Genomic DNA, 25,544 nt, shown 5'->3' with positions numbered 1-25,544 from the left:
AGATTGTCAAAAGTTGTCTCTGATTTTCAGGTCCGCCTTCACGGCGTTGATCAGGGCTGCCTGTGTGTGGTTCTTATGCGAGAGGGCATTCAGAATGCGACCATCAATGGTTCCCTTCGTGATGATGTGCTGAATCACCACGGTTCCTGCTGTCTGTCCCTGCCGCCACAATCTTGCGTTTGTCTGCTGGTAGAGCTCCAGCGACCATGTAAGCCCGAACCAGATGAGCGTTGAGCCGCCGCTTTGCAGGTTCAGCCCATGCCCGGCAGAAGCGGGATGCACGAGGGCCACGGGAAGTTCGCCGTTGTTCCATCTGCGGATGCTGCCGGAAGTGTTAAGGCAGGAGAACGGGATGTGGAGCTTATGCAGCCGCTCGGATATTCTGGCGAAGTCGTGCTTGAACCAGTAGGCCACCAGCACAGGCTTCCCGTTTGCCGCTTCGATCAGGTCCTCCAGTGCGTCCAGTTTTCGGTCATGAATGTGAACAACGATTCCGGTGTCAGAGTAAACGGCACCGTTGGCCATCTGACACAGCTTTCCGGAGAGGGACGCGGCATTGGCGGCTGTGATGTCGCCACTTGGAAGCTGCAGAACCAGATTCTTCTTCAGGCTGTCGTACCGTTTCTGTTCCTCATCGGACAGGCGGACTTCGTATTCGCTGCTGATGAGCTTTGGCATCTTCAGGTGATCCGTCGACTTCATGGAAATCGTGATATCCGAAATTTCCCGGTAGATGGTGTTCTCCGCGCCCGGCAGCGGCTTATAAGAGTAGATGATCTCACCGTTTCGCTTATCCGGCATGAAGTAATTTGTGCGGTACTGGGTAATGAACCGTCCAAGGCGCTGGCCCATATCGAGAAGGCGGAACTCCGCCCAGAGATCCATAAGGCCATTTGATGAAGGGGTACCGGTAAGTCCTACGATACGTTTTACCTTGGGCCTTACTTTCATCATGGAACGGAAGCGTTTCGACCGATGATTTTTGAAGGAAGAGAGCTCGTCAAGAATGACCATATCAAAGTCAAATGGGAATCCGCTGTCTTCAATCAGCCACTCAAGGTTCTCACGATTGATGATGGTGATATCTGCGGAGGACGTCAGTGCAACTCGGCGTTCTTTTACATTTCCTACTGCAACAGAATAGGTCAGGTCTTTAAGGTGCGACCATTTCTTGATTTCAGCGGGCCATGTATCGCGGGCGACGCGGAGCGGTGCGACGACGAGGACCCGGTGAACTTCAAAACTGTCGAACAACAGGTCTTCGATGGCCGTCAGGCTGATTACAGTTTTGCCAATGCCCATATCGAGGAGAACCGCAGCTATAGGATGCGTTTCGATATAGTCTATAGCATATTTCTGATAATCATGTGGCTTGAAGTTCATCCAGCATCTCTCCAATCTGCTTTACGCTGTCGATCACATATACTTTAAAGCCCAACGACCGAAGCAGCCGGTGCCTTGCCAACTGGAGCGGGCGCGGTTTCTTTCCGGGTGCCTTCAGTTCCACAAAGGCGATAAGGCCGTCAGGTAATAAGACGATGCGGTCTGGCATTCCCGCAAAACCCGGAGACACGAACTTTGGCGCAATACCGCCTGCCTTTTTAACTGCCAGCGTTAATTTGTTTTCTATCTGTTTTTCATTCATTCAAAGACCTCTATAATTGCATGAAATAGGCCAAGTGCAAGGTGTATCAAGGTAGCTGCACGAACTTTTTCTTATATGATTTTTTATGGCCTATAGAAAAGTCTGTGCAGAGAGGTTGATACACCTTGTCATCGGTGCCATTCATTTCAGAAAATCCTCCTCGGCGCCGGTATCCTCACGAATGCGAAGGCCCTTAAAATAGCGTTTTCGATTCAGCGTCAGCCGTTCAAATCCAGCCTTCTCCAGAGCAAAATAGAAATCCGCAGTGCTGCGAACATATTCGTTACAGTCGAGAGAATAGTTCCGGTACGCTTGGTACAGGGCCGCGGAGCTTTCCTTAAATGAAGGGCCGGCTTCACATTTATCTTCAAGAAAATGCCCGAACCAGTCATTCTGACTGCGGTATTCATTGATGGCTTTCGCCACACAGTCGGGAACTGGAATCTGGTAGTCGAGCGCGATTACTTTCTTTGCACCTTCAATGATCCAAGCCAGAATGCTTCCACCAGCGTTTTCATAGAGATACTCGCCATAATTCTTGATGTCGGTATTGCCTTCAATCTTGGCACCAAACGGAATGACAATAAGCCTGCGCCAGATACCATCATCCGATGCTGAGACACGCGGCAGATGGTTGGTATAGAGTACGAGAGTATGGCAGGGCTTGAAAGAGAACGGGTCTTTGTATTTCTTTTCTGCAAATACGTCATCCGTAGAGCAGAGCTGTTTGATTGTTGAGTCATTGAGTCTCGCGCCTTCCTGCATTTCTGCAGCAATGAGAAGCCGTTTTCCTTTGACCTCAGCCATTTCCGGCTTGATGTTCCTGCGGCATCCGACGGTCAGGGTATCGGCGGAGATATTTCCGCTGTAAAGGCCGAGCACACGGGACACCGAATTCCAGAAGGTTGACTTCCCGTTCCGTCCGTCACCATAGGCAATAATCAGTGCTTCCACATAGACTTTTCCGATAGCGGCAAGGCCGCAGATCATCTGGACGTAATTGATAAGCTGCTGATTCTTCTGAAAAATGAGGTCAAGGCAGTCCAGCCAGAGCTTTTCGCCTTTCGAACTAGGCGAGACGGACGTAATTTTTGTGATAAAGTCATCCGCTGAATGTTCCCGCGCACCGGCCATGCCTTTTCTGAGGTCATAAGTTGCTTCCGGCGTGCAGAGCAGAAAGCAGTCCGCGTCCAAATCCCGCGGCGAGATTTCCAGCATCGGGTGCGATTCTTTCAGTGTTGACGTGATATTCTTGGAATCCCGGCGGCGGATTGCAAAATCCCGATAGGCTTTAGCAGTGAGAAAGTCCTGATAAGCCTGCATCTGTTCGTCATTCATTAACTGTACGGCTTTTGCTTTTGATGTATTGTCGAGGATATCCTGGGCACCGGTGTCCTTCAGCTTTTTCAAGGTTTCCATCATGTCTTTTTCTGATTCCTTCATCTGCCTTCGGGTAAGTTCGTGCGCGACTGCCTGAGCGCCTGGCTCTGTTTCCTGCCAGTAGTGGCCGCTGTAACGGATGAAGTGAGTGGACGGAGAGTAGCGGAGCTCGTTTGAAAAGTACTTTGCGAGCACTTCGGCCTGACCGACGTCGGAAAAATCGTCCGGCTTATAGCTGTTTTCATCGTTATAAACTTCCGGAGAAACGTAGCCATCCTCCTTGCTAATCTTGGAATAAAAGCGCTGGGCGCTGTGCCAGATTGTGTTAAGCTCACCGGCTTCAAGTGGTGGATTGCACTTTGCAGCTTCTTCAAGAAAGCTCCGGTAAGCAGTGTCTGTATCGCCGTATTTTTTGATGACGATACCGGCAAAGCGGGACATCGTCGCGTTGCGGCTGCCTTCTGGGATAACAGAATCATTTTCATAGCCGCCGGACAGATTCTTGTCAAAATCCTCACCGTTCAGGAATTCTGTAAGATTCATGCGGCCGGGATAGAGCTCGACATTGGAATCCGCTGTACCAAAGAAAAAGCGCGCTGCATCCAGAGCTTTTGTATCAAAATACGGAAAGATGGAATTGACCAGTTTCTTCATATCGCTGTAGAGTGAGGCATCGGTCACGCGGTCAATCGGGAAAAGCACATGGAATTTCGGCCTCGCGGGTTTTCCGTTTTTCTCACGTTTATGGAAACGGCTGTAATGAACGGCAAAACTGACCCCCGGAAAGGCGTCCATGACATTCTTGGGGGTAACCCAGTCTTTCGGATTCTCCGAGTGGTCATTGTCGCAGTCTACCGGAAGGCAGTCAGCGGAGATAAAGTTGTCGCCATTCCTGTAGTGGTTTTTATATTCTGCACAGACATAGTCATGGCAGACGGCGGTTTTTAGACTGTCGGCATTAATAATTACATTTTTGTGAGGATAGGAGCAGTTGCTTGGGTTCCCAATTAAATCTGAACTGTAGAGGGTAAACATCAGTCGTACACCTCCTCCGATTCCTGCTCCAGTACCTTTGTAATGAACTTTAGGGCACGAATCATGGTTTCAAGTTCGCAGTCGCCGCCGAGCGTAACTTCAAGTCCGCTGCAGCCGAACTGATTCACGTAGGAATTGACCGTCATGTCCGTGCCGCCTGCGTCTTCAATCCTGAAGTAAGTGCGTCCGCCGTGGCCGGTATCGCCGCCCTTGTATCCTGTGGTACCGGCTTCCACTTCGAGAATATTGCAGCTTATGACGTTGCGGCTATAGGTTGTAATCTCAGTACTGTCCTCGAGTGTTCTCCTTTTTTCTTTCACTTCATACATCGAGTTAAACCTCATTTCTGGGTAGACTAAAGGCGCCCACCTCTAATTTCCACTGGAGATGAACGCCTGATTTGAGCGGATGATTTTTAATTCCCTTGTTCGATGAGTGGAAGATTCCCGTCAGCTTTCATAAGGTCGTAAATAAAGAGACGCCCGGACTGGGTCCAATAAGTATGAACGGCAGTATGCACTTCTCCATCCGAACCGGAATAGGTAGTGGTTTTGGTAGACGTGTATCCTCTGTCGGCATATTTCTGATAAAGGAGCCAGATTCCACTTGGCTGTTTGAATTGAATTTCCTTGTCGTGCAGCCACTTGTTCATATGCTTGGCGCTCCAACCATAGTCTTTGGCGATAATCGAAATGGCCACGAGATCCTTGCAGTTCAAAACGACATCGTAATAGCTGACTTTTGGTTTCATTTCGGCAATCTGCTGTGTCTGCACGGCAACCGTGTTTTCAAGAGACTTACGTTTTTCACGTTCAGCTTTGAGTTCCTGCAGCGCAGCAATGGCAAGATCAGGATCAGCCAGAATGTCATCAATCGCATAGAGACCATGTCTACGGATTGAAGGTAGTACTTCAGATGTTACCCACTTTTTGAAGCGCTTTGCTGAAGGAAGTTTGCTGAAGAGAATCAGAGAATACAGACCAGATTCATTAATTACGGTCATCTGCTGTTCTCCACCAAGGGTGTCACATTTCGTTACTCCCTTGTCGTCATCATCCACATGGTCAATCAGTGCTTTACGAGGATTGCTGTATCCTAAGGCTTCCGCTACATCCTTACCCACAAACCACGGCTCGTTATCTATCGTCGTAGTACGAATAGAACCGAACTCTGAGTTTGTAAATGTTGTTACTTCGTTTGTCATATAATTTTCATCCCTTCTGGGATGGACTAAGGGCACCCATCCCTACTTTTCACTGGAGATGAACGCCTGGTTTGAGCGGATTACTTTTTAATCTTTCTGGTAAAATTCGCAGGTATAACCATCGGCACGGAGTTTCAGACCTTTTGCCCACGGAGGAGTCCGTCCCATCTGTTCACAGATCACTTCAAGAGATACGTCCGGATCTGCTTCGATGATCAGCTCATCATGGACATGCATGACAATCGAGCAGCAGCGGAGCGTCTTCATGGCATAGCAGAGAATATCGCGGGAGGTTGCCTGCACGATATTTTCCACGAATTTCGGACCGTAGGAGCTGAGCTGTTCCCATTTTTTCGTAGCACCGACACCTTCATAGGTGATGCATTCGCCGCCGAATTTGTTTGTTCCGACACGCGGTTTCACATAGGCAAGGTTCCTGCCGGAGGGAAGTCTGATAAAGAGCATTCCGGATTTGCAGGAAAAGGTCAGCCCATAACTGGAAGTCGTGTGCTTATGCTTAACTGCTTCCATAGCCGCGTGGTCGACAGCCCACCAGAATTTCACGATGTGCGGATTTGTCTGCCTCCAGGCGTCAACCAGAGGAGGAAGCTCATCTTCCTTGAGTCCCATTTCAATAGCTCCCATTGCCTTTAAAGCACCGACGGACCCTCCGTATCCGAGCGCGAGCTCTGCAATTTTGCCTTTTTGTCTGAGATGTCCGTTGACGCCGTGTTTCACAACCGGAACATGGAACATCTGGGATGCGGAAGCACAGTAAATGTCGCCACCATCTTCAAATACCTTCTGCCGCCATGTTTCTCCGGCATACCATGCGATGACACGGGCTTCGATAGCTGAAAAGTCAGACACGATGAACTGGCAGCTATCCTTCGGGATAAAGGCTGTACGAATGAGCTGAGACAGAGTATCCGGGACATCCTCATACAGCATTTTGACAGCATCAAAATTGCCGGACTTCACAAGAGCACGGGCTTCAGCCAGATCGGGGAGATGATTCTGCGGGAGGTTTTGCATCTGAATAAGCCTGCCTGCCCAGCGGCCGGTTCGGCTGGCACCGTAAAATTGGAACATGCCGCGTGCCCGGCCATCCTTGCAGACCGCCTTCTGCATGGTCTGATATTTCTTGACGGAGGATTTGGCAAGCTGCTGGCGGAGTTTCAAAACCGTCTGCAGCTCCGGAGGAGCAGTTTTCAAGAGTTTCGCAACGGCCTTTTTGCCGAGGCTGTCAGTTTCAAGTCCATTATCTGAAAGCCACCGCTTCATCTGCTGGACGCTGTTTGGGTTTTTAAGACCGGTCAGCTTTTTTATAGCAGCGGTGAGTTCCGTCCGAGAACGAGTGTCTATCGTGATGGCCTTTTCCACAAGATCCATGTCAAGCCGGACGCCGCGATCATTGATTTCCTGATCGATGTGGTATTCATCCCAAACGAAGTCTGGAACCGGGAACTTCGCGAGCCTTGCTTTGATGCCCATCTCGGTTTCGACATCCCGCCTATTGTATTTCTTGAACAGCGTCCACTTATCCGGCGCGTCGGACGGCAGGTTCCGTGTGCGGCCGCCGTTTGCTTTCGTCGGAGTACATGGCTGACAGAAGTATTTAATGAGTTCTTTCCCCTCGGTGAGCTTTTGCTTTTCAAGGCCGAGGACGCTGCCGGCGCCTTCCAGAGAGAGCGGAAGCCCCATTGTGGCGGACCAGATCATGGAACAGCGCCAGCTTTCAGGATTCAGAAACTGTGTCATCACGGTTGAGAGCGGATGATTATCATGAAATGGGTCAAGACTTATACCTAAATCGTGCAGATAACGGGAGAGGCATACGCGTTCGAAGTTCGCGTTGTATGCCCATTTGACGACGCCATCACTAACAAGTGCGTCGATGATCTCCTGCGGAATCGTTTCTCCCTGAGCAAGATCAATCGTTCTGACCTCTCCGCTGTCAATGGAATATCCAAAGAGCAGGATCTCGAAGTCAGGAGAAGATGCGTACTTGTACACGCCACATTTGCTAAGGTCGATGCTGGAAAATGTCTCCAGATCCAATGACAAACTGTTCACTTTAGCCATGCAAAATTCCTCCCCGTTTTTATTGCACTGATGATCGATGGCGTTACGTCGTACATTGCTGCGAGCTCAACTTCTTTGATTCCACAGTAGAATCCGAATCGAATTGATTGAACATCGTCGATCGACAGCTTTCTCCATTTGCCACCTTGGCGGTACACATCAAGAATGTTTTCAGAGCGAGTTCCGTAGTGTAAATTTTTCAGCCTGTTATCTGTTGGATCCCCGTTTCTATGCAGCACTTCCATGCCTTCTGGCGGAGGTCCTACAAAGGTGAGTATGACAAGCTGATGAACAGGTTTTCCCGCAGTCCCATGACCGAGAACAACCGATAGGTGTCCTGTCTTGCAGAACCTACCAGGTCTGAGAATTCTTCCTTTCACAGTTCGGTAGAATGGTTTGCCTGTATAATGACATTTGCCGAGAACTTGTCTATCAAGACTACGGATTCTGCCCTCTGTACTGGCTTGATATCGACCTTCATATCCAGGTATGTCTTTCCATATTTCTTTTTTCAATATGTTCACCTCTATTCAAAACAAGCGGCGGAGATTTCTCCCCGCCGCCTGCCATATGCTTACTTCAGGTTAAGTTCCTTCATTCGTGCCTCGTGATATTCCTTGTCACGCTGTGCTTTTTCGAGTTCGAGTTTTTTCTTCTCGGACTCCCACTTTGCATTTTCCTTGTCGCGCCTGCGGTCATCGACCGTATCGATGATCGAGCGGACAATCCAGAAAACAGCGAGAAGGATATACAGAGCCAGGGTCAGAGTGCAGAGAGTATATGTCCAGGTCATAGCAGCCTCCTTCAGTTCAGGAAATCCTCATCGTCATCAGCTGCAAAATCTTCCTCAGCGCTTGCCTTGCCGCCGAGCGGTTCTCCGTCGCGGATTTTCTGTAAGTTGTTGAGACCGCAGGCGATTCCCTTATTGCCGGAGGAGTTGAAGGCGTAAAAGGTGATGCTGGCTCTGCCGTAAACACCGCTGTAAACCTCAGAACGGGTCAGTATGGGGTTCACATCCGCATCCACGATGCCGGGAGCAGATGCAGCGTTTGCATTGACGAAGTACGCATGTGCGTAGGCCGGGTCATCCGGGCGTTCCGTGTCGCCGTCACGAAGAGGGCTCTTGATTGCGGAAAGCGCTGGTACAGTCTTACCGCTGCCTTTGAGCTTTGCTTCGCCTTCCTTGTAGGCGGCTTCGATGGCGGTCTTGATTTTAGCGAGTGTCCTGGCATCGGACTTCGGAATGATGAGCGAAACACTGTACTTTGGGGTACCACCATTGATGGATTTCGGATCCCACACGTTGGCATAACTCCAGCGTGTATCCGGGCCGGTGATGACTTTCATTGGGTTCTGCATCTTCTTACTCATAATTTGTCCTCCATAAAATCATTTTTTGCTGTGTTTATGGCCGGGCGCTTGTCGCTGTCCGGTACGAGTGTCGGTTTGCCCTGCGGCTTTTCGATGTAAGCTGCAAGAAGTTCCTTAAAGCGTCTATTTCCGAGCATTTTCTGCATAGCGGTGATACCAAGCAGCTTCTTTTCGTATGGGTCGAAACCGGCATCGGAGACTGCTTTTGCGACGGACGCCTCATCCGTGTATTTGCGGACGGATCGCCCCTCGACCAGCTTGAAGCCGTGCCATTCCTTTCCGGAAAGAGCCTGCTGCAGGGCATATTCCTTGATGTCGGACGCCCAGCTGACAAGCTCGTCCACCTTGGAAAGGATGACCTCGATCTCGGCGTCGGTTAGCTTTGGCGGGAGCTTGAAATCGTGCCGGGCGAGCTTCAGGTTCTCCTCTGCTCTGGCGCGGCAGACGTTCTTCGCCTTGCAGAACCGGCACCAGTCGCCGCAGGAGAATTCCCCCTTGCCGTCCCATGCGAGATCCGCCGCGGGCTTCAGGACTTCCTCTGCCCATGTGAGAAGATCCGCTTTCGGAATCCGCCACTCGCTGACGTTCTGGCGCCTTGGCTGGTAGATGTGAAGGGTAACGTCATCGATGTCGTAAATATCGTCGAAAAGTTCCAGCGCACCGAGGGCGTAGCATTTCATCTGCGGGTTTTCTTCGGCGGAAACCAGCACGCCGAGGCCGTATTTGAAATCAAACACCCGAAGTGTGCCGTCTGCGATAATAAGGCAGTCGGCAGTTCCGAATCCTTGTTTCACCCAGCGAGAGAAATCTACTCGCTGTTCAACCAGCACGACCGGGTCAGGGCAGGTTTCCTTTGCAGCTTCGACCTGTTCGATGACATAGGCGGCATACCCGGCTGCACAGTCTTCCATTTCCTCATTGTAGAAGTTGAGGCTTTCGGTCGGGTCTTTGGCAGATTGTCCGAGTGCCTTGCGGAGTTTGAACTCGCAGAGCGAATGAGCATCGGTTCCTTCTACAGCGTAGTTGTTGCCTTTGTCCTCATAGGTTTCACAAAGCCTTGCTGATGGCGGGCAGTGGAGCCACCTGTCGGATGAGGATGCAGACAGTACAGCGTGTGCCTTACTTGCCATCGCCGAGTACCTCCGTGTCCTTCATCAGGGCTTCATAATCTGCCGGATTGACTGCTGAGAGCTTTGCGGCACCATATTTCTGAAGAAGCTCACGAACCTCTGCCGTATGTCCGGCACGAGATTTCTCAGCAAGAACCGCACGTACCTGTTCGAGTGTGAGAGGCGGTTTCGGTGTGGGCTTTTCTTTGACAGCACTTTTTGGAATTTGCTGCTTAGAATCATTTTCATCTGAAAACTGCTGAGTCAGCCAGTCGGCAACATCACTAATAGTGGCAGTCGCACTACGCAGGTCTGCGATGGCCTGTGACATTTCGTTCATTTTTCCCATAGGACTTTTTCCTTCTTTCCTCTGATTGTCTTTGTCTGGTGAAAAGTGAGAGGTTTCTCGCCAGTCTGGCAGATACATGACTGATAGAATTCAAAAGTTGAATTTCTTCAGTTACATTGCCGCCGGAATTGTTGTAGTTTCCGTACATTTCGTTCTCCTCGCTTTCGGAAGGACTTGTTTTTTCTCTTACCTTCACTTCCCACTGGAGATGGACCGGGAATTTGAGCGGATTATTTAAAAAACATTCCGGCCACCATCCCAAATGAGGGACAGTTGCCGGAAAGAAACGCTACTTATGATGAATTACTTATCGCCGCGAATTTTCCAAAGCTCGGTACGAATTTTCTTCATCTGGTCTGCAAATGTACGCTGTGGACGACCGAGTGCTTGCGCGATCTTGCGATCGGAGATACCTTTGGGGTTGTCCTTCCAAAGCTGAATGATGCGATCGGCATCAGGGTCGAGCTCGCGAAGACGAGCAAAAAGCTCCTCCAGAAGCATGCGGTCAATGATAACATTTTCCATGCGCGGGGTACTATCTGGCAGGTAATCATACATATTGCCATTGCTGTCCGTGGTTGGTTCGTCAAGGGAAAGCATGTCTCCAGCGGCGTGGTATTCGCATCCAAGACAGTCGCCGTCACACTTCCAGATATAGTTGTAAGGACACATGCAGCGGTGGTGATGCTGCTCCCGATTTCGGATACGCCAGATTTCAGGATAAAGGGTGTGGTACTGTTCTTCTGTAATAGGAACGAGTGTGACCTTTAAAGGATTCTTAGTGTCACGGAGTGGATAAAAACGCTTTTTGTCTTGATTCGTCATGAATTTTTCCTTCTTTGGCATTGATTTACGTGATGCCGTAGGAGAAAAAATTCAGTAAGAATGAATGCCCGTACTTTGTCTATGGCTTTTCGGGTAGTCACGTGCTATACTGTTTTAGTTGGGTTTGTTATGATTTGTACAAACCCTGACTCATCCGAAAAAACCGACCTGAACTTCTCCTACGGTTCTTACAGAGCTGAGTAAGAAGTAGGAAAGGTCACTATTCACGTAGTCGTCTGAGTTGCTTTAGTCGCCTGAGTCGGTATTTTGGAAAAGAAGGCCAATCAATGACAAAAAGCGATTTTTATAGGCTTTGCGGAGGCACGTTTTTTGTACTTGTATCTAATGCGAGAAAACCAATACAAAGTAAAGCTGAATGCTATAACGGGATAACAAGTGGATTAACAGAACCAGAAGCGCTCTTGGCATTGGCAAAAACGGTGATCCCGGATATACCCAAACCAATGAATTCAGAAATGAAGACTCTGAAAGACAACACTCGCGATTTCAAAGCCTGCCTTAGTAACGGCGGCGGATTTTTTCGATTTGGAGATCAAGCTGTACTGAAGTCTTTTGATGTTCGGGTGAGGCAGGACTATAAACAGCCGCTTGCCGCGATGAATGATTTTATGGATGAATTTCTGGACATCAAGACGAGCACAAAAAAAGACGAGTACCTTGTGAAAGGTCTCGTCGAGCTGCTGGATGCCGATAAGGAAATTGGCAATGATGAAATTTTCTATGTGCGTGCGGACGGAAGCACTATGACAAAAAGCCAAATTCTTACCGCTTCCGAACTTTGTGTACAGCCATTTTTACTTGGCCTCTGGCATTACGTGCTAACTGTCGTCAGGGACAATAAGGTAGGCAAGGACACATATAAAGATTTCTGCCCTCCAAGAGGCGGAGCTGAAAGAATTTATACCAAACAGTTAGGTGAAAACAGCAAAAGAGAAATAGCGATAACGTACTGTGATATAGATAAAACCGATAATGACTTTACTGAGCCGAAAGAGCATATACCCGGCGAAAATGAGGAGAATCGCGCCTATAAGGAAAACGATACTTCCTCTGCAAATGAAGAAGCTGCATCGGTTCCCGGAACGGTGATTAACAATAACCCGTTCTTTCTGAATATCTCCGGCGGTAATAACTCGATATACAACCATGTAGACAAAGTTGAGATAAACCATGAGGCGAGGAGGGACAAAGGTGAATGATGATATGGTTCCTTTTCAGTCGCATCAGATCATAACCGGGAAGCCGACTGAAATTGATATCAGCGGCGGTGAAAACACTCTGATTGCCCATGCTAATAGCATAGAAAAAAATGTAAATGTCATCATTGCAGGTACATCGCAGAACCAGTCCGGTAGCCCAATGATTAAAGGCTGGAATCATGATTATTACAATCTGTTTGTTATGGGTGGGGAGTCATTCCAAGAATTCTCTCAGGGTGATTTTGTTGTACCAAAGAGCAGTGCTCTAACTGAGTATGTAGCTAAAGATATAGCTGCACAGATCAATGCGCTGGACGATATTGCGATCGCGACCGTGAAAAAGTTCTTTTGCATATTTGCAGCAAGAAATTATGAATATGGTTTTCCTGAAAATGGGCAGCATGCAGCGTTCGGATTCATAAATAATGTTATGAGGCAAGATGATGGATTCAAGATTTGTTATCAGACGCTCAATTCAGTGTCGCAGACACGATTAAATGAATTGCGAACGGAGCTTGCGATAGAAGGGAAATCTACTATTAGCGAGTTTGACAGTACTCACTGGTCAGTTAAGAAGGTTAATTTGGTAGAAGTGTTACGGGATGCAGGAATCATGAACTGTTTTCCGCAATAAGGCGTAGCGGCTATATGTGTTATTGAGCAATATTTGGAGGTTAGATTGTGAACAAGGAGACTGAAAGCAAAGCAGCAGAAAGATGGGTAAATTTAGAAGATATTGCTGAACATTTAAGTGTAAGTCAGGATACGGTTCGCACCTGGATTAAAGGAGGCAAGCTTCCATTCTATCGTGCTGGTAAAAGATATAAATTCAAAATATCGGAGGTTGATGAGTGGGTTAGAAATGGAAAGATCACAGAATAAAACGATCTAAACTATTTTGTTTCTGACAGGGAGGGTACAGAATGACTGAAAAAATGAAATCCGTAATTCGAGAGATCACGTTAAATGAAGCAACTTTTCATGGGCAAGTAATAGAGCCTACTTATGTTAACTTTTTCTATGGTAGGAATGGCGCTGGAAAATCTACGGTAGCACGAGCTATTGAACATAACGATGGCTTGGAATGGCAGAATGGGCATGTTGCTGATGATTTCGATGTATTGGTATATAGTCAGGATTTTATAAACAGAAATTTTGCTACCTATGGAAATCTTCGCGGTGTGTTTACCATAAGCGAAACAAATATAGAAATTCAGAAGCAGGTTGAAGAAAAATCCAACCAGAAGAATGAACTTGAGGCAAAAGCCGGAAACTATACAGAAGAAAAAACCAAAAAGGATGGCGAGCAATTTGTTATCCGTAAAACTTTTGAAGATGGGTGCTGGAAGAAAACAAGAGATATTTGCGATACTTTTAAGGATGCGGTCAAAGGAACTGGGACTAAGAAATTGTTTGCAGATGCGGTACTTTCTGTAAAAACGCCAAAGGAATACAATCTCGAGGCACTTGCGAAATTATACCATGTTGCATACAATTCCAAAGCCCGAACATATAATCTTTTTTCACGAGTATCTGGTGCTCCCTCTTATGGAAAACTGCCCGGTCACGATCTGATGGATAAGATCGTTGTAAGCAGCAGTAAGACCCCATTTGCAAAATTCATCAAGGCTCTGAATGCTTCCGACTGGGTTCGTCAAGGCCATCAACATTACTCAAAAGACGCCGCTGGCCGCTGCCCGTATTGCCAGCAGAAACTTCCTGCTAATTTTGAGTCTGAAATTGCTGCATGCTTTGATGAAGAATATCAACAGGACATCAGTGAAATCACACGTTTTCAGTCTGTATATACAAGAGAAACATCAGCCATTATTGAAAAATTAAAATTAAATCTTGATGACACCATGCCTACGCTTGATCTGGCAGAATACCAGAACAAGCTTAAGCTCCTTGAAAGCAACGTAAAAATCAATGAACAGCGTATTGCTGAAAAGGCAAAAGAGCCGACCTCAGTTGTTTCTCTTGAAGATATAGATTCGCTTCTGATTGACATCGGACAATTGATAGATGAAATCAATAAGAAAATTAAGGCCAATAATGATGTTGTCGGAACTAGACAGCAAAAAAAGGAAGAATGCAAAAATGCTTTATGGTCACATATCGCATTCTTGCTGCAGGAAGAAATTTCAAGTTATAAGACAAGTACCACCAAGGTGAAAAATGAAGCCGAGGAGTTCAAAAACAAGGTGGTACAGGCTCATAAAGACGTAATGGTTTTGTCAAAGGACATTACTGAGCTTAATAAACAGGTAGTTAATACCAAAGCGGCAGTCGATAGTATAAATGATCTTCTTCGTGACTCCGGATTTCAGGGATTCAGCCTTAGAGAAAAAAAGGGCGTTCAGAATGTTTATGAAGTCATCCGCGAAGATGGGTCAATTGCTGAAAACTTAAGTGAGGGTGAGCGAAATTTTATTGCATTCCTTTATTTCTATCATATGGTGAAAGGAAGCCGGAACAGCGATGTCGTTAAAGACAAAGTCGTTGTAATTGATGATCCGGTTTCCAGCATGGACAGCAGCGCACTATTTATCGTTAGCGCTATTGTCCGCGAGATGATAACTATCTGCAATAATAATGCGCAGATAAAGGACGACGATATTAAAGGAACATATATTAAACAGCTCTTCGTTCTGACACATAACGTCTACTTTCATAAGGAAGTTACATATCATCAGGTGCAGAGATATAGAAATGTTTCTTTTTATGTAATACAGAAGGTGGATAATGTCTCTACCGTTAAGCTCTGCGAACGGCAATGCAGCGAAGTCCCTTCTGAAATGGAAAATTACAATCCTGTTCAGAGTTCTTATGCAGCTCTTTGGAATGAACTGAAAGAGCTTGATTCTCCAATCCCTCTTTTGAATGTAATGCGCCGAATACTGGAATATTACTTTATGCAGCTTTATGGCTATGAAGGCGACGATTTACGGAAAAGGGTGCTGGAGGACAATAAACCGAGTTTCATTGTTCCCGGTGCTACCGAAGATGATAAGCCGGATAACACCAAATACAATCTGGCATCTGCAATGCTCTCCTATATTAGCAATCCAAATGGCATAAGTGATGGGCTGAATTTTACAGAGGATTATGCCAATGTTGATCAATATAAAGAGACTTTCCGGGAAATCTTCTATGCTCTCCATCAGGAACAGCATTACAAAATGATGATGGGAATTCAAGATGATGATTGAGTCCATCTTTTGGAACCTTAATCATTTATAATAACATATGGAAATTGAGGATTAGAAAATGGCAGAAAAAGCAGTGATAGATGCAATGTGGGATGATTCTCCAGTTGATGTATCGACGGAAGTCAATTTTATATGGTCCATCGCAAACAAGTTGCGTGGAACATATCGGAGCGACAAATACAAGGATGTTATCATTCCGATGACCATCATTCGCCGGTTTGAGTGTGCACTGGAACCGACGAAACAGGCGGTTGTTGATGAATATAAAAAGGATCCGACCTTCCCAACAAAAGCGATGTACCGCGTGTCCGGGTTTCAGTTTTACAACACAAGCGAATATACGCTGGCGGAGCTTATTAACGATCCCGACCATCTTGCCGCAAACTTCAAATCATACATTCAGGGCTTTTCTTCCAATGTGCAGGAGATTCTGCTTTCAAAAGAGAAAGGATTGAATTTTGGAGAAGAAATTGACAAGATGGATAAAAACAATCGTTTGCTGTCTGTGGTGAAGGCTTTCTCTGAACTCGACCTGAATCCACACACGATTGACAATGTGAAGATGGGATATATTTTTGAGGAACTAATCCGAAAATTTTCTGAGAATGCCGAGGCCGGTGATCATTACACTGGGCGTGACATTATCAAGTTGATGGTAAATATTCTGCTTGCCGAAGGCTGTGATGATATTTTCGACGACGGCAAGGTCATTACAATTTTGGATCAGGCTTGCGGTACAGGTGGAATGCTTTCCACCGGATACAATTTCATTAAGCGTTACAATCCTACCGCAGATGTGCGCCTTTTCGGGCAGGAAATCAATCCAGAGTCTTACGCCATGTGCCTTGCGGAGATGCTTATTAAAGGGCAGAATGCGGAAAATATCTGTTATCAAGACACAATGAAGGCCGACCGTTTTCCAGACATCAAGATGCGGTTTGTACTGGAAAATCCACCGTTTGGGCAGCCTTGGGGTGGCAAGGATGCTGCGGAAGGTGTCGAGAAAGCCGTTAATGATGAATACGAAAAAGGTATGGATGGACGCTGGGGAGCGGGCCTTCCTGGTTCCGGCGATATGCAGATGCTGTTCTTACAATCTGCTATTAATAAGCTCGATGATAATTATGGTCGATGTGCCATTATCGAAAATGGTTCCCCACTGTTTTCTGGGGGTACATCATCCGGGGAGAGTCAAATTCGCAGATGGCTACTGGAAAATGATTTGATTGAGGCAATTATTGAGCTCCCAACAGACCTTTTTTACAACACAGGCATCGCAACCTATATCTGGGTACTTTCTAAGAATAAGCGTAGGGAGCGTCAAGGATACATTCAGTTGATTGACGCATCGAACATTTTCCATAAGTTGCGCAAGGCTCTTGGCAATAAGAAAAATGAAATAAGCCCGGAAGATCGCGCGGAGATTACAAAATTGTACGCAAATTTTCAGCCGGGTGAGTTCGTGAAGATCTATAAAAATACGGAGTTCATATATCGCGAATATACAGTAATGCAGCCGCTGCAGAGGAGCTATGTAATTACGCAGGAGCGCATCAATGCGATGGTTTTAAAGGGCTCGCTGTCTTCCCTTTACGATGAGGCAAAGGTTAACGAACTTGAAAACGCTGAAGAACTGACTGGCAAAGATCAGAAGAAGCTCGAAAATTATGAAAAGAATAAACCGCAGTATGACAAGATTATAGAGGCGCTGCAGGCAGCTATATCGGATAAGGTTTATCTTTCACAGGGTGCTTTTGAACCTGTGCTGGCTGAGGTCCTGAAACCGGTCACGACGGATAAAAAGCTACTTGGCAAAATCGCGGATGGTCTATCTGTGATGGATAAGTCTGCGGAGATTCAAAAAGATAAAAAGGGCAATATCATCTACGACAAGGAAACAAAAGACACTGAGATCGTCAAGTGGGATGAAGACATTGATACATACATGAAACGGGAGGTTTGGCCGCATATTCCTGACGCGAAGGCATCCTTTGACGAGGACTTATCGAAGAAGAATCCGATTATTAAGACCGGCGCAGAAATTCCGTTCACCCGTTACTTTTACAAATATCAGCAACCTGTTCCGAGCGAAGAGCTGGAGACAAAGTTTATGAATTTGGAAAAATCTGTCTCCGAGCGCGTAGCAAAGCTGTTCGACTAAGGCGGTGGAAATATGCGAGAAATGAAAGATAGTGGAATTGCATGGGTCGGGAATATCCCAACAAATTGGGGGTGTAAACCGATAAGAGCTTTATTCCATGAAAATAGGAATAAAAATATCCATGGTACTGAAACTAAGGCTCTACAATTTAAGTTCGGAACCATCGTCCCAAAGCAAAATTTTGATGCTGATGAAGATAGCTACGTCGCCAACACTATTTTAAACTACAACATTGTAGATGCTGGTACGCTCATGCTTAACGGATTGAATTTGAATTTTGATTTTGTAACAAAAAGGGTAGCACTTGTTAAGGAACATGGAGTGATAACCTCTGCATATATCGCATTTGAAGTCAACGACAAAAAGTCAGTATTACCTGAATACGCCAATTATTTGTTTAAGAGTTACGATAATTGCGCTGCTTTCCACAATATGGGTGGTGGAGTACGTAAGATTTTGAACTTTGACGAGCTAAAAAGAAATCAATTTATACTGCCTCCCTATCATGATCAAAAAAAAATTGTAAGTTACCTTGATGTTAAATGTAATGAGATCGATTCTCTGTCCGCTGACATTCAGACCCAGATTGATACGCTTGAACACTACAAGCGTTCTATCATTACCGAGGCTGTCACAAAAGGCCTTAACTCTAATGCTGAGATGAAAGATAGCGGAATTGAATATGTAGGAGAGATTCCTGCCCACTGGAACATGCACCCGCTGTATGTTTACTTTGGTGAGAGAAAGCATAAGAATAGCCTTGGAAAGGAGAATAATCTGCTTTCGTTGAGCTATGGTAACATCATTCGTAAGGATATCAACACGAGCGATGGACTTCTGCCAGAGAGTTTTAATACATACAACATAATTGAAGCAGGAGATATTATTATTCGTCCGACCGATTTGCAAAATGATAAGCGTAGCCTGAGAACAGGTCTTGCAAAAGAACATGGAATTATTACATCGGCTTATATTGCGCTGATGCCGACTAAGCCTGTGAACGTGGCTTATTATCATTATCTGCTCCATGCGTTTGACGTGATGAAAGTTTTTTACAATATGGGAAATGGCGTAAGACAAGGATTGAACTTCTCAGAGTTCTCACGACTAATGGTTTTTGAACCACCGATTAAGGAGCAAAACGAGATTGCAGATTACCTTGATGCCAAGTGTTCTGAGATAGATAAGGTTATTGCAGATAAGAATGAGCAGCTTTCCACTATCGAGGAATATAAAAAGTCCCTCATTTATGAATATGTTACTGGGAAAAAGGAGGTGCCTACTGCATGAACGACATCTTATCTGAAAAAGAATACCAACATTTCATTATGGACAGGCTGGAAAAAGATAATGGTTATGTCATCCGCAAGGCGACAGATTATGACCGTTTGTTTGCTGTTGACCGAGGAATGCTCTTTCAATTTCTGAATAGCACGCAGCCGGACGAGATGGCTGCGCTGCGGAAAATATACAAGGACGATCTGGAGGACACCATCGTCAGCTTTATCAATGCGGAGGAAACAAAGGCTCGTGGAAGCCTGCTTGATGTTCTAAAGCATGGCATCGAGATTTCCAATCTGAAACTGGAACTGATGTACACGAAGCCAGCAACAGATTTCAATAAGGATTTGCTTGCCAAATATGAGAAGAACATCTTCTCTGTAATGGAGGAAGTATGGGCAAGTGACAAAGAGCGTATTGACCTCGTGATTTTTCTGAACGGCCTCGCAATCATGTCCTTCGAGCTAAAGTGTAACGCCGCCGGGCAGTCGTATGAGGATGCAATATTTCAGTACCGCACCGAACGAAATCCGAAGACACGACTCTTTTTGTTTAAGGCTGGGGTTCTCGTCAATTTTGCGATGGATCTGAAAGAAGTCTACATGACCACAAAATTGACAGGGCAAAATACATTTTTTTTGCCATTCAACATTGGTAATGGTAAGGGTGTTAATGCCGGAAAGGGGAATCCCACATTTAAAGACCACTACAGCGTGTCCTATATGTGGGAAGATATTCTGACAAAAGATACCATGCTCGACTTGATCTCAAAGTTCATGTTTATTGAGACAAAAGAAAAAGTCGATGAACTTACAGGAAAAGCGAAAAAAACGGAGAACATCATTTTCCCACGCTATCACCAGCTGGATGTTATCCGAAAAGTGCTCGCAGATGTACGGGAAAACCGTACCGCGCAGAATTACCTAATTCAGCACTCCGCGGGTTCTGGAAAGACAAATTCTATCGCTTGGCTGGCACACAGGCTAACTTCTCTGCATGACGTGGACAACAAGATTATCTTTGACAATATTGTCATCGTAACCGACCGTGTTGTTGTAGATCGTCAGCTGCAGAAGGCTGTTATGGGACTGGAGCATAAGGCCGGTCTTATCCGCGTGATGGATGATAAGTGTAATTCTGCCGACCTCGCTAACGCGCTTAAAGGCAACACAAAGATTATCGCAACGACAATACAGAAGTTCCCGTATATCGTTGATAGTGTAAAAAACTTAAAGAAAAAGAACTTTGCTGTCATCATCGATGAGGCGCATTCTTCCACGGCTGGAAAGGATATGGCAGCGGTAACGAAGTCTCTCGGAGCCGGTGATGAAGTTTCCAAAGACGTTGAGGATATGATTTCAAAGGAAATTACTCGCAATGGTAAACAATCAAACGTTTCGATGTTTGCATTCACCGCGACGCCGAAATCAACTACATTGCAGCTTTTTGGCAGGTTAAACACAAAAGGCCAAAGAGAAGCTTTCCATATTTACTCAATGAAGCAGGCTATTGAAGAGGGCTTCATTCTGGACGTTTTGGCAAATTATACGACCTACAACACTTTCTATCAGATTAATAAAGAGATAGAGGAAGATCCACGCTGCAAAACCTCGGATGCAAAGCGGCAGATCGCTCGTTTTGTTGAACTTCACGATACGAACATCGCGCAGCGCATTGAAGTGATCGTGGAGCATTTTCGGCAGAGTGTTATGACAGAGCTCGGCGGCATGGCAAAAGCAATGGTCGTAACAGCATCTCGCCAAGCAGCTGTAAAATACCGTCAGGCATTAGAGGATTACATCAATAAAAAGGGATATACAGATATTCATGCCCTTGTCGCCTTTTCTGGAAAAGTAAAGTTCCCGGATGATGACACGGAATATAGTGAGCCTTCTATGAACGGCTTTCCGGAGGACAGGCTTACTCAGGAATTTGACAAAGATGATTACAACGTACTTCTGGTGGCAAATAAATATCAGACGGGATTTGACCAGCCGAAATTATGCGCGATGTATGTGCTAAAAAAGCTCAAGGGCGTCTCAGCAGTACAAACGCTTTCACGGTTGAATCGCATATGTCCACCGTTTGAGAAACACACATTTGTGTTGGATTTTGTAAACACCTACGACGACATCAAGGCAGCATTCGCTCCGTATTACACGACTACGCTGCTTTCAAATTCCGTTACACCGACCGCAATCTATGATCTTGAGGCTAAAATTGACGCATATACAGTTCTTGACCCGGATGACATAGAAAAGGCCAACGAGCTGCTATACAAAGAAAAGATCACTCCAAAGGATAAACAGAAGCTGACATTTTATTTCAATAAAACAAAAAACATGATTGAACGGTATGAACCGATCAAACAGACCGAGATAGTTGCACTGATGCGCCATTTTGTTCGCTTCTACGAATTTCTCTTGCAGGTGTCCTGCTTTGAGGATATTGATCTGCACAAGAAATATAACTTTATCACTTATCTGCTCTCTTACATCAACATCAAACATCCGGGCGGCGGATATGATCTTGATGGCAAGATTAAGGCAACAAATTTCGTGCAGAAAAGAGCCGAGGAGCATGTGAAACCTGATCTTGTTGCACAGCCAGTTGTAAAGCTGGCGACAGCTGAGAGCTTTAGCTTGACTCCGGCAAAAGAGGAGCGCCTTTCGCAGATTATTGCAGAAATCAATTCCCGCACCGGTAAGTCCTACGACAACGATGTGGCGGTAAAAGCTATGCTGCAAATTAAGGATATCATGATGAAGTCGGAGAGGTTGAAGGTCAGTGCTAAAAACAACAGCGAGAAAGACTTCGAGTTTTCGTATTTTGATAACATTGATGATGCTCTGATTGCCGGACTTGATCAGAATCAGGATTTCTTTTCCCTGCTTCTCTCGAACGATGAGATTAAGAGAGAGGTACTCGGTATCTTTGCCGAAGAAATATATGCAAGCCTTCGCAGATCATAAGGCCAAAGGAGCTAAGACATGTTTGACAAATTTCGTTTAAAGGATGTGCTAGTAGATTACAAAAAAAATTTTGTAACTACCGAATGGGGCAATGAAAAATACAAATGGGAAGCCGTCAAGTGCTTTCAGGATAACTGGGACGTAAATGCCGATGACTTTGCGGATATGCTTTCACGGTCTTTGGCAAAGACGCTCAATTTGCTTGCATCCACGAATAATTTTCCGCGGGGGATGATTGAGGGATTTGCCAAAACCGCACCGGAAGAAGTCCGTGCTATGTTCATTAATCTCTATGATGAAAGCAAGGATGTATATGATCGCATAAAAGCTTTCAAAGACCAATCCTCTATTATGCTTGAGAAATACGGAAATGGTGCTGCACAACACTACCAATATGAGAATGCCATTACTATTTATCTCTGGCTCCGGTATCCGGACAAATATTACATTTACAAATACGGCGAGATTAAGACGGTTGCCGATGAGCTTGGCAGTGATTATAGGTTTAAAAAGGGAGCCTATGCTGATAATATTCGCAGCTTCATTAAATTTTATGATGAAATTTGCGATGAGCTGAAACTGGATACGGAACTGGTCAATCTTCTCAAATCTCAGCTGACAGATACCTGCTATCCTGACCCAGATCTCAAAACTTTGACCATCGACGTTGGCTTTTATATCAGCCGGTATTATTCCCAGAAAGGGAAAGAAACGTCCGCACAAGAAGGAGAATGGTTTCCTTCCGAATACGAGCCAGGATTATCTGTTGATGATTGGGTGAGGCTTCTCAGTGACAAGAATGTCTTCACAGAGGGGAGCCTTGAGATTATGCGTCGAATGAAGGATTACGGCGGTCAGGCTACCTGTACTCAACTTTCTGTAAAATATGGTGAAACAAAGAATTTCTATAACAGCGGATCAGTGGCGCTTGCCAGAAGGGTTGTTGAAAAGGCCGGATGCCCAGTAATGGAACGTGATAATGAAAATTCCAGATGGTGGACTGTTCTTTATGTCGGGAAGGTAGCTGGGAAAGATGAAGAAGGCAGCTATGTCTGGAAATTGAGAGACGAGCTTTCTGATGCTCTTGACAAGGTTGATCTGAGCCAGATTCAACTCTATGCCGTTTCCGAGGAAGGTGAGGATGAGCATCACTACTGGTGGTTAAATGCAAATCCGAAGATCTGGAGCTTCTCCGGAATTGCAGTCGGCGATGTACAGTCATATACGCTTTATAACGAGAACGGTAACAAGCGCCGCATTTTTCAAAATTTTCTCGATGCCAAAGTGGGAGACATGGTCATCGGATATGAGTCAAACCCTGTGAAGCAGATCGTAGCAATAGCAAAAATCAGTGCGGAGCAGGATGGCAAAAAGCTTGATTTTGAAAAGGTAGAAGGTCTCACGTCGCCGATTGATTACCAGACACTAAAAGCCTACCCGGAACTTGAAAAGATGGAGTATTTCGTCAATCCACAGGGTAGCCTATTTAAGCTAACTAAGGGCGAATATGATTTCATTATGGATATCATCCGGGACGAGAATCCAATCTCTACGGAAAAGGCCATCGATGCCTACACGAAGGATGATTTTCTTGACGAGGTCTATATGTCCGAAGGACGATATAACTCACTTGTAGCTGTTCTTCGTAATAAAAAGAATATCATTTTGCAGGGTGCTCCCGGAGTTGGGAAAACTTTCGCTGCAAAGCGTCTTGCCTATTCAATGATGGGTGAAAAGGACGAGAGCCGTATTGAATTCGTACAGTTTCATCAAAATTATTCCTATGAAGATTTTATGATGGGCTACAAGCCCGTAGAGAATGGTTTCGAGCTGAAGTACGGAATTTTCTATCGCTTTTGCCAGAAGGCAGCTAACCAGCCGGATAAGGATTATTTCTTTATTATTGACGAGATAAATCGTGGTAATATGAGCAAAATCTTCGGTGAGCTGCTTATGCTGATTGAGAAGGATTATCGCGGCGTAAAAGCGACTCTTGCATATAACGGCCTGCCCTTTTCAGTTCCGGCTAATCTGTACATTATCGGAATGATGAACACAGCAGACCGCAGCCTTGCAATGATTGATTATGCTTTAAGACGGAGATTCAGTTTCTTCAATATGGAACCGGCTTTTGATTCTGACGGATTCATTCAGTATCAAAATAGTCTTAATAACGAAACATTTAATGAACTGATAGAAAAGGTAAAGGAACTGAACAAGGAGATTGCTTCGGACAAATCACTTGGGAAGGGCTTCTGCATTGGACACAGTTATTTCTGCGGGCATGATACCTGTTCGGACGAATGGCTACGCTCAGTTGTGGATTTTGACATTCTTCCTATGCTCAGTGAATACTGGTTTGATGATACGGCAAAACTACAGCGCTGGGAAAATATTCTTCATGGAGTATTCCAATGACAAAGGATAAGAGCATTTTTATAAAAAATATTTACTATATGCTTTCCTATGCTTTCACTACTCTGCAGCAGTCTGATGATGAAAAGGTCGCTAAGGAAGAATTCGAGAACATACATAACCTGTTTGCTGCAATTCTTTCAAAGGGAATCGGTCGGCAATTAAAACAGGGTCTATACAGGGAGTATCTAAACCGAAAAGAAGACCTACCGGTAATGCGTGGCAAGATTGATATGCCGGGCACTATAAAAAATCAAATTGCCCGTAAACAGAGACTTACTTGCGAGTATGATGAACTTTCTGAAAATAACCTGCTTAACCAAATTCTGAAAACAACGGTCATGCTGTTGATTCGTCATGCGGAGATCGATACAGAATATAAAGACGAGCTAAAAAAAGAAATGCTGTATTTCTCAAACGTGGATGAGGTTGAACCTACAAGCATTAGATGGACGTCTATCCGTTTCCAGAGAAATAATCAGACATATCGTGTACTTCTGAGCATTTGTCAGCTGATTATTGAGGGAATGCTTCTGACAACAGATGACGGAGAATATAAACTGGCGTCATTTGTAGATGATCAGCGTATGAATCGTTTATTTGAGAAGTTCGTTCTTGAATATTATATCAAAGAGCATCCGGAACTGAAAGCAAGTGCATCGCAGATTCCGTGGGCACTGGACGACGGCGTCGGCACGCTTCTTCCGATTATGCAGAGTGATATCATGCTGGAGGATGCAGAGAGCAATACAGTACTCATTATTGACGCGAAGTATTATACGCACACAATGCAAACACAATATGGCATCAGCACACTGCATTCAAATAATCTATATCAAATATTCACTTATGTGAAGAATAAAGATGCGGAGTTTGAAAATGCAGATCACACCGTATCAGGCATGCTCCTTTATGCAAAAACAGATGAGGAAATTCAGCCGGACAATAAATATCAAATGAGCGGCAATCAGATAAGTGTACAAACGCTTGATCTGAATTTGGAGTTTTCAGAAATTGCAAAGCAGCTGGACGATATTGCTGCGGAGCACTTTGATAGATCAAAAGATAAAGTTAGAAAGCAACACGAGTAATTGAGGAGGAAAAGTAGTGCAGGAGCGTTGCCGCAGGAGAAGAAAGACCAAGGACGAGAGAAAAAAGGCCACGCTGATAAGGCTACAACCCTAAATAACAAATTCGAAATCAGAAAATACACCAGTCTCTGTGCAGACAAGACACATGAAAGTCTGTGTTTTATATGTCCATGTAGGCTGTGGAGGCAT

Annotated in this window: 21 protein-coding genes; 9 read left to right on the top strand and 12 right to left on the bottom strand. The window is 45.4% G+C overall.

All coding sequences use genetic code 11. From position 1 onward, the window contains the following. Positions 1-6: 6 nt before the first annotated feature. From PXC00_RS12115 to PXC00_RS12060, 12 genes are all read right to left on the bottom strand, one after another. The gene (locus PXC00_RS12115) at positions 7-1,383 is read right to left on the bottom strand and encodes a DEAD/DEAH box helicase (RefSeq protein WP_275844740.1); all 1,377 of its coding nucleotides are present in this window, start codon (positions 1,381-1,383) and stop codon (positions 7-9) included. Then, entirely contained in the window at positions 1,364-1,645 is a 282-nt protein-coding gene (locus tag PXC00_RS12110; RefSeq protein WP_275844739.1) for a VRR-NUC domain-containing protein, read from the bottom strand. Before PXC00_RS12110 ends, PXC00_RS12115 begins: the two co-directional genes overlap by 20 nt. Before the next feature lie 141 nt (positions 1,646-1,786). After that, positions 1,787-4,060, bottom strand: coding sequence for a phage/plasmid primase, P4 family (locus tag PXC00_RS12105; protein WP_275844738.1), 2,274 nt, complete (start codon positions 4,058-4,060; stop codon positions 1,787-1,789). Continuing rightward, a complete protein-coding gene (locus tag PXC00_RS12100) occupies positions 4,060-4,389 on the bottom strand; it encodes a hypothetical protein (RefSeq protein ID WP_275844737.1) in 330 nt (109 codons plus the stop codon). The genes PXC00_RS12105 and PXC00_RS12100 overlap by 1 nt, the downstream gene beginning before the upstream one ends. Positions 4,390-4,475: 86 nt before the next feature. Further along, positions 4,476-5,264 carry a phage antirepressor gene (locus tag PXC00_RS12095; RefSeq protein ID WP_275844736.1) on the bottom strand — a complete coding sequence of 263 codons (789 nt, stop codon included), beginning with the start codon at positions 5,262-5,264 and terminating at the stop codon, positions 4,476-4,478. Between the two features lie 87 nt (positions 5,265-5,351). Continuing rightward, a complete protein-coding gene (locus tag PXC00_RS12090) occupies positions 5,352-7,340 on the bottom strand; it encodes a DNA polymerase (RefSeq protein WP_275844815.1) in 1,989 nt (662 codons plus the stop codon). Then, entirely contained in the window at positions 7,337-7,864 is a 528-nt protein-coding gene (locus PXC00_RS12085) for an NUMOD4 motif-containing HNH endonuclease (protein ID WP_369868654.1), read from the bottom strand. Before PXC00_RS12085 ends, PXC00_RS12090 begins: the two co-directional genes overlap by 4 nt. A 59-nt stretch (positions 7,865-7,923) precedes the next feature. Then, complete coding sequence (locus PXC00_RS12080) at positions 7,924-8,142, bottom strand: hypothetical protein (protein ID WP_275844734.1); 219 nt, start codon at positions 8,140-8,142, stop codon at positions 7,924-7,926. 11 nt (positions 8,143-8,153) lie between these two features. Next, positions 8,154-8,720, bottom strand: a complete 567-nt coding sequence (locus PXC00_RS12075) for a DUF2815 family protein (RefSeq protein ID WP_275844733.1) — start codon at positions 8,718-8,720, stop codon at positions 8,154-8,156. Then, positions 8,717-9,850, bottom strand: coding sequence for a DUF2800 domain-containing protein (locus PXC00_RS12070; protein WP_275844732.1), 1,134 nt, complete (start codon positions 9,848-9,850; stop codon positions 8,717-8,719). The genes PXC00_RS12075 and PXC00_RS12070 overlap by 4 nt, the downstream gene beginning before the upstream one ends. Then, positions 9,840-10,178: a DNA ligase gene (locus tag PXC00_RS12065; protein ID WP_275844814.1), complete on the bottom strand. Its 339-nt coding sequence runs from the start codon at positions 10,176-10,178 to the stop codon at positions 9,840-9,842. The genes PXC00_RS12070 and PXC00_RS12065 overlap by 11 nt, the downstream gene beginning before the upstream one ends. A 303-nt stretch (positions 10,179-10,481) precedes the next feature. After that, positions 10,482-11,003 carry a sigma-70 family RNA polymerase sigma factor gene (locus PXC00_RS12060; RefSeq protein ID WP_275844731.1) on the bottom strand — a complete coding sequence of 174 codons (522 nt, stop codon included), beginning with the start codon at positions 11,001-11,003 and terminating at the stop codon, positions 10,482-10,484. A 287-nt stretch (positions 11,004-11,290) separates the two neighbouring features. On the opposite strand from PXC00_RS12060, the gene PXC00_RS12055 reads away from it, so the two are divergent. Genes PXC00_RS12055 through mcrC form a run of 9 tightly spaced genes read left to right on the top strand, consistent with a single transcriptional unit; the run spans position 11,291 to position 25,355 of the window. After that, on the top strand, positions 11,291-12,223 hold the full coding sequence (locus PXC00_RS12055; protein ID WP_275844730.1) for a hypothetical protein: 933 nt from the start codon (positions 11,291-11,293) through the stop codon (positions 12,221-12,223). After that, positions 12,216-12,857, top strand: a complete 642-nt coding sequence (locus PXC00_RS12050) for a hypothetical protein (RefSeq protein WP_275844729.1) — start codon at positions 12,216-12,218, stop codon at positions 12,855-12,857. Before PXC00_RS12055 ends, PXC00_RS12050 begins: the two co-directional genes overlap by 8 nt. A 47-nt stretch (positions 12,858-12,904) precedes the next feature. Then, positions 12,905-13,105: a helix-turn-helix domain-containing protein gene (locus PXC00_RS12045; protein WP_275844728.1), complete on the top strand. Its 201-nt coding sequence runs from the start codon at positions 12,905-12,907 to the stop codon at positions 13,103-13,105. Positions 13,106-13,146: 41 nt separating this feature from the next. Continuing rightward, the gene (locus PXC00_RS12040) at positions 13,147-15,435 is read left to right on the top strand and encodes an AAA family ATPase (protein ID WP_275844727.1); all 2,289 of its coding nucleotides are present in this window, start codon (positions 13,147-13,149) and stop codon (positions 15,433-15,435) included. 58 nt (positions 15,436-15,493) lie between these two features. Beyond that, positions 15,494-17,596, top strand: coding sequence for a type I restriction-modification system subunit M (locus tag PXC00_RS12035; protein WP_275844726.1), 2,103 nt, complete (start codon positions 15,494-15,496; stop codon positions 17,594-17,596). 12 nt (positions 17,597-17,608) lie between these two features. Continuing rightward, the gene (locus tag PXC00_RS12030) at positions 17,609-18,886 is read left to right on the top strand and encodes a restriction endonuclease subunit S (RefSeq protein WP_275844725.1); all 1,278 of its coding nucleotides are present in this window, start codon (positions 17,609-17,611) and stop codon (positions 18,884-18,886) included. Continuing rightward, the gene (locus tag PXC00_RS12025) at positions 18,883-21,849 is read left to right on the top strand and encodes a type I restriction endonuclease subunit R (RefSeq protein WP_275844724.1); all 2,967 of its coding nucleotides are present in this window, start codon (positions 18,883-18,885) and stop codon (positions 21,847-21,849) included. The genes PXC00_RS12030 and PXC00_RS12025 overlap by 4 nt, the downstream gene beginning before the upstream one ends. Positions 21,850-21,867: 18 nt before the next feature. After that, the gene (locus tag PXC00_RS12020) at positions 21,868-24,267 is read left to right on the top strand and encodes an AAA family ATPase (RefSeq protein WP_275844723.1); all 2,400 of its coding nucleotides are present in this window, start codon (positions 21,868-21,870) and stop codon (positions 24,265-24,267) included. Then, positions 24,264-25,355: a 5-methylcytosine-specific restriction endonuclease system specificity protein McrC gene (gene mcrC, locus PXC00_RS12015; protein ID WP_275844722.1), complete on the top strand. Its 1,092-nt coding sequence runs from the start codon at positions 24,264-24,266 to the stop codon at positions 25,353-25,355. The genes PXC00_RS12020 and mcrC overlap by 4 nt, the downstream gene beginning before the upstream one ends. The last annotated feature ends 189 nt before the right edge of the window (positions 25,356-25,544 follow it).

The sequence above is a fragment of the Caproicibacterium argilliputei genome (assembly GCF_029211325.2).
Classification (GTDB): Bacteria; Bacillota; Clostridia; order Oscillospirales; family Acutalibacteraceae; genus Caproicibacterium; species Caproicibacterium argilliputei.
Note: the sequence above shows the minus strand (reverse complement) of the source record. Positions and strands in the feature narration are given on the sequence as shown.

Excerpts from the sequence above, each read along its gene's own strand:
- PXC00_RS12040 (WP_275844727.1), top strand. The coding sequence starts at position 13,147 with ATGACTGAAAAAATGAAATCCGTAATTCGAGAGATCACGTTAAATGAA.
- PXC00_RS12025 (WP_275844724.1), top strand. The coding sequence starts at position 18,883 with ATGAACGACATCTTATCTGAAAAAGAATACCAACATTTCATTATGGAC.
- mcrC (WP_275844722.1), top strand. The coding sequence starts at position 24,264 with ATGACAAAGGATAAGAGCATTTTTATAAAAAATATTTACTATATGCTT.
- PXC00_RS12095 (WP_275844736.1), bottom strand. The coding sequence starts at position 5,264 with ATGACAAACGAAGTAACAACATTTACAAACTCAGAGTTCGGTTCTATT.
- PXC00_RS12065 (WP_275844814.1), bottom strand. The coding sequence starts at position 10,178 with ATGGGAAAAATGAACGAAATGTCACAGGCCATCGCAGACCTGCGTAGT.
- PXC00_RS12100 (WP_275844737.1), bottom strand. The coding sequence starts at position 4,389 with ATGTATGAAGTGAAAGAAAAAAGGAGAACACTCGAGGACAGTACTGAG.
- PXC00_RS12055 (WP_275844730.1), top strand. The coding sequence starts at position 11,291 with ATGACAAAAAGCGATTTTTATAGGCTTTGCGGAGGCACGTTTTTTGTA.
- PXC00_RS12020 (WP_275844723.1), top strand. The coding sequence starts at position 21,868 with ATGTTTGACAAATTTCGTTTAAAGGATGTGCTAGTAGATTACAAAAAA.
- PXC00_RS12080 (WP_275844734.1), bottom strand. The coding sequence starts at position 8,142 with ATGACCTGGACATATACTCTCTGCACTCTGACCCTGGCTCTGTATATC.
- PXC00_RS12115 (WP_275844740.1), bottom strand. The coding sequence starts at position 1,383 with ATGAACTTCAAGCCACATGATTATCAGAAATATGCTATAGACTATATC.
- PXC00_RS12075 (WP_275844733.1), bottom strand. The coding sequence starts at position 8,720 with ATGAGTAAGAAGATGCAGAACCCAATGAAAGTCATCACCGGCCCGGAT.
- PXC00_RS12110 (WP_275844739.1), bottom strand. The coding sequence starts at position 1,645 with ATGAATGAAAAACAGATAGAAAACAAATTAACGCTGGCAGTTAAAAAG.
- PXC00_RS12035 (WP_275844726.1), top strand. The coding sequence starts at position 15,494 with ATGGCAGAAAAAGCAGTGATAGATGCAATGTGGGATGATTCTCCAGTT.
- PXC00_RS12030 (WP_275844725.1), top strand. The coding sequence starts at position 17,609 with ATGCGAGAAATGAAAGATAGTGGAATTGCATGGGTCGGGAATATCCCA.
- PXC00_RS12105 (WP_275844738.1), bottom strand. The coding sequence starts at position 4,060 with ATGTTTACCCTCTACAGTTCAGATTTAATTGGGAACCCAAGCAACTGC.
- PXC00_RS12070 (WP_275844732.1), bottom strand. The coding sequence starts at position 9,850 with ATGGCAAGTAAGGCACACGCTGTACTGTCTGCATCCTCATCCGACAGG.
- PXC00_RS12060 (WP_275844731.1), bottom strand. The coding sequence starts at position 11,003 with ATGACGAATCAAGACAAAAAGCGTTTTTATCCACTCCGTGACACTAAG.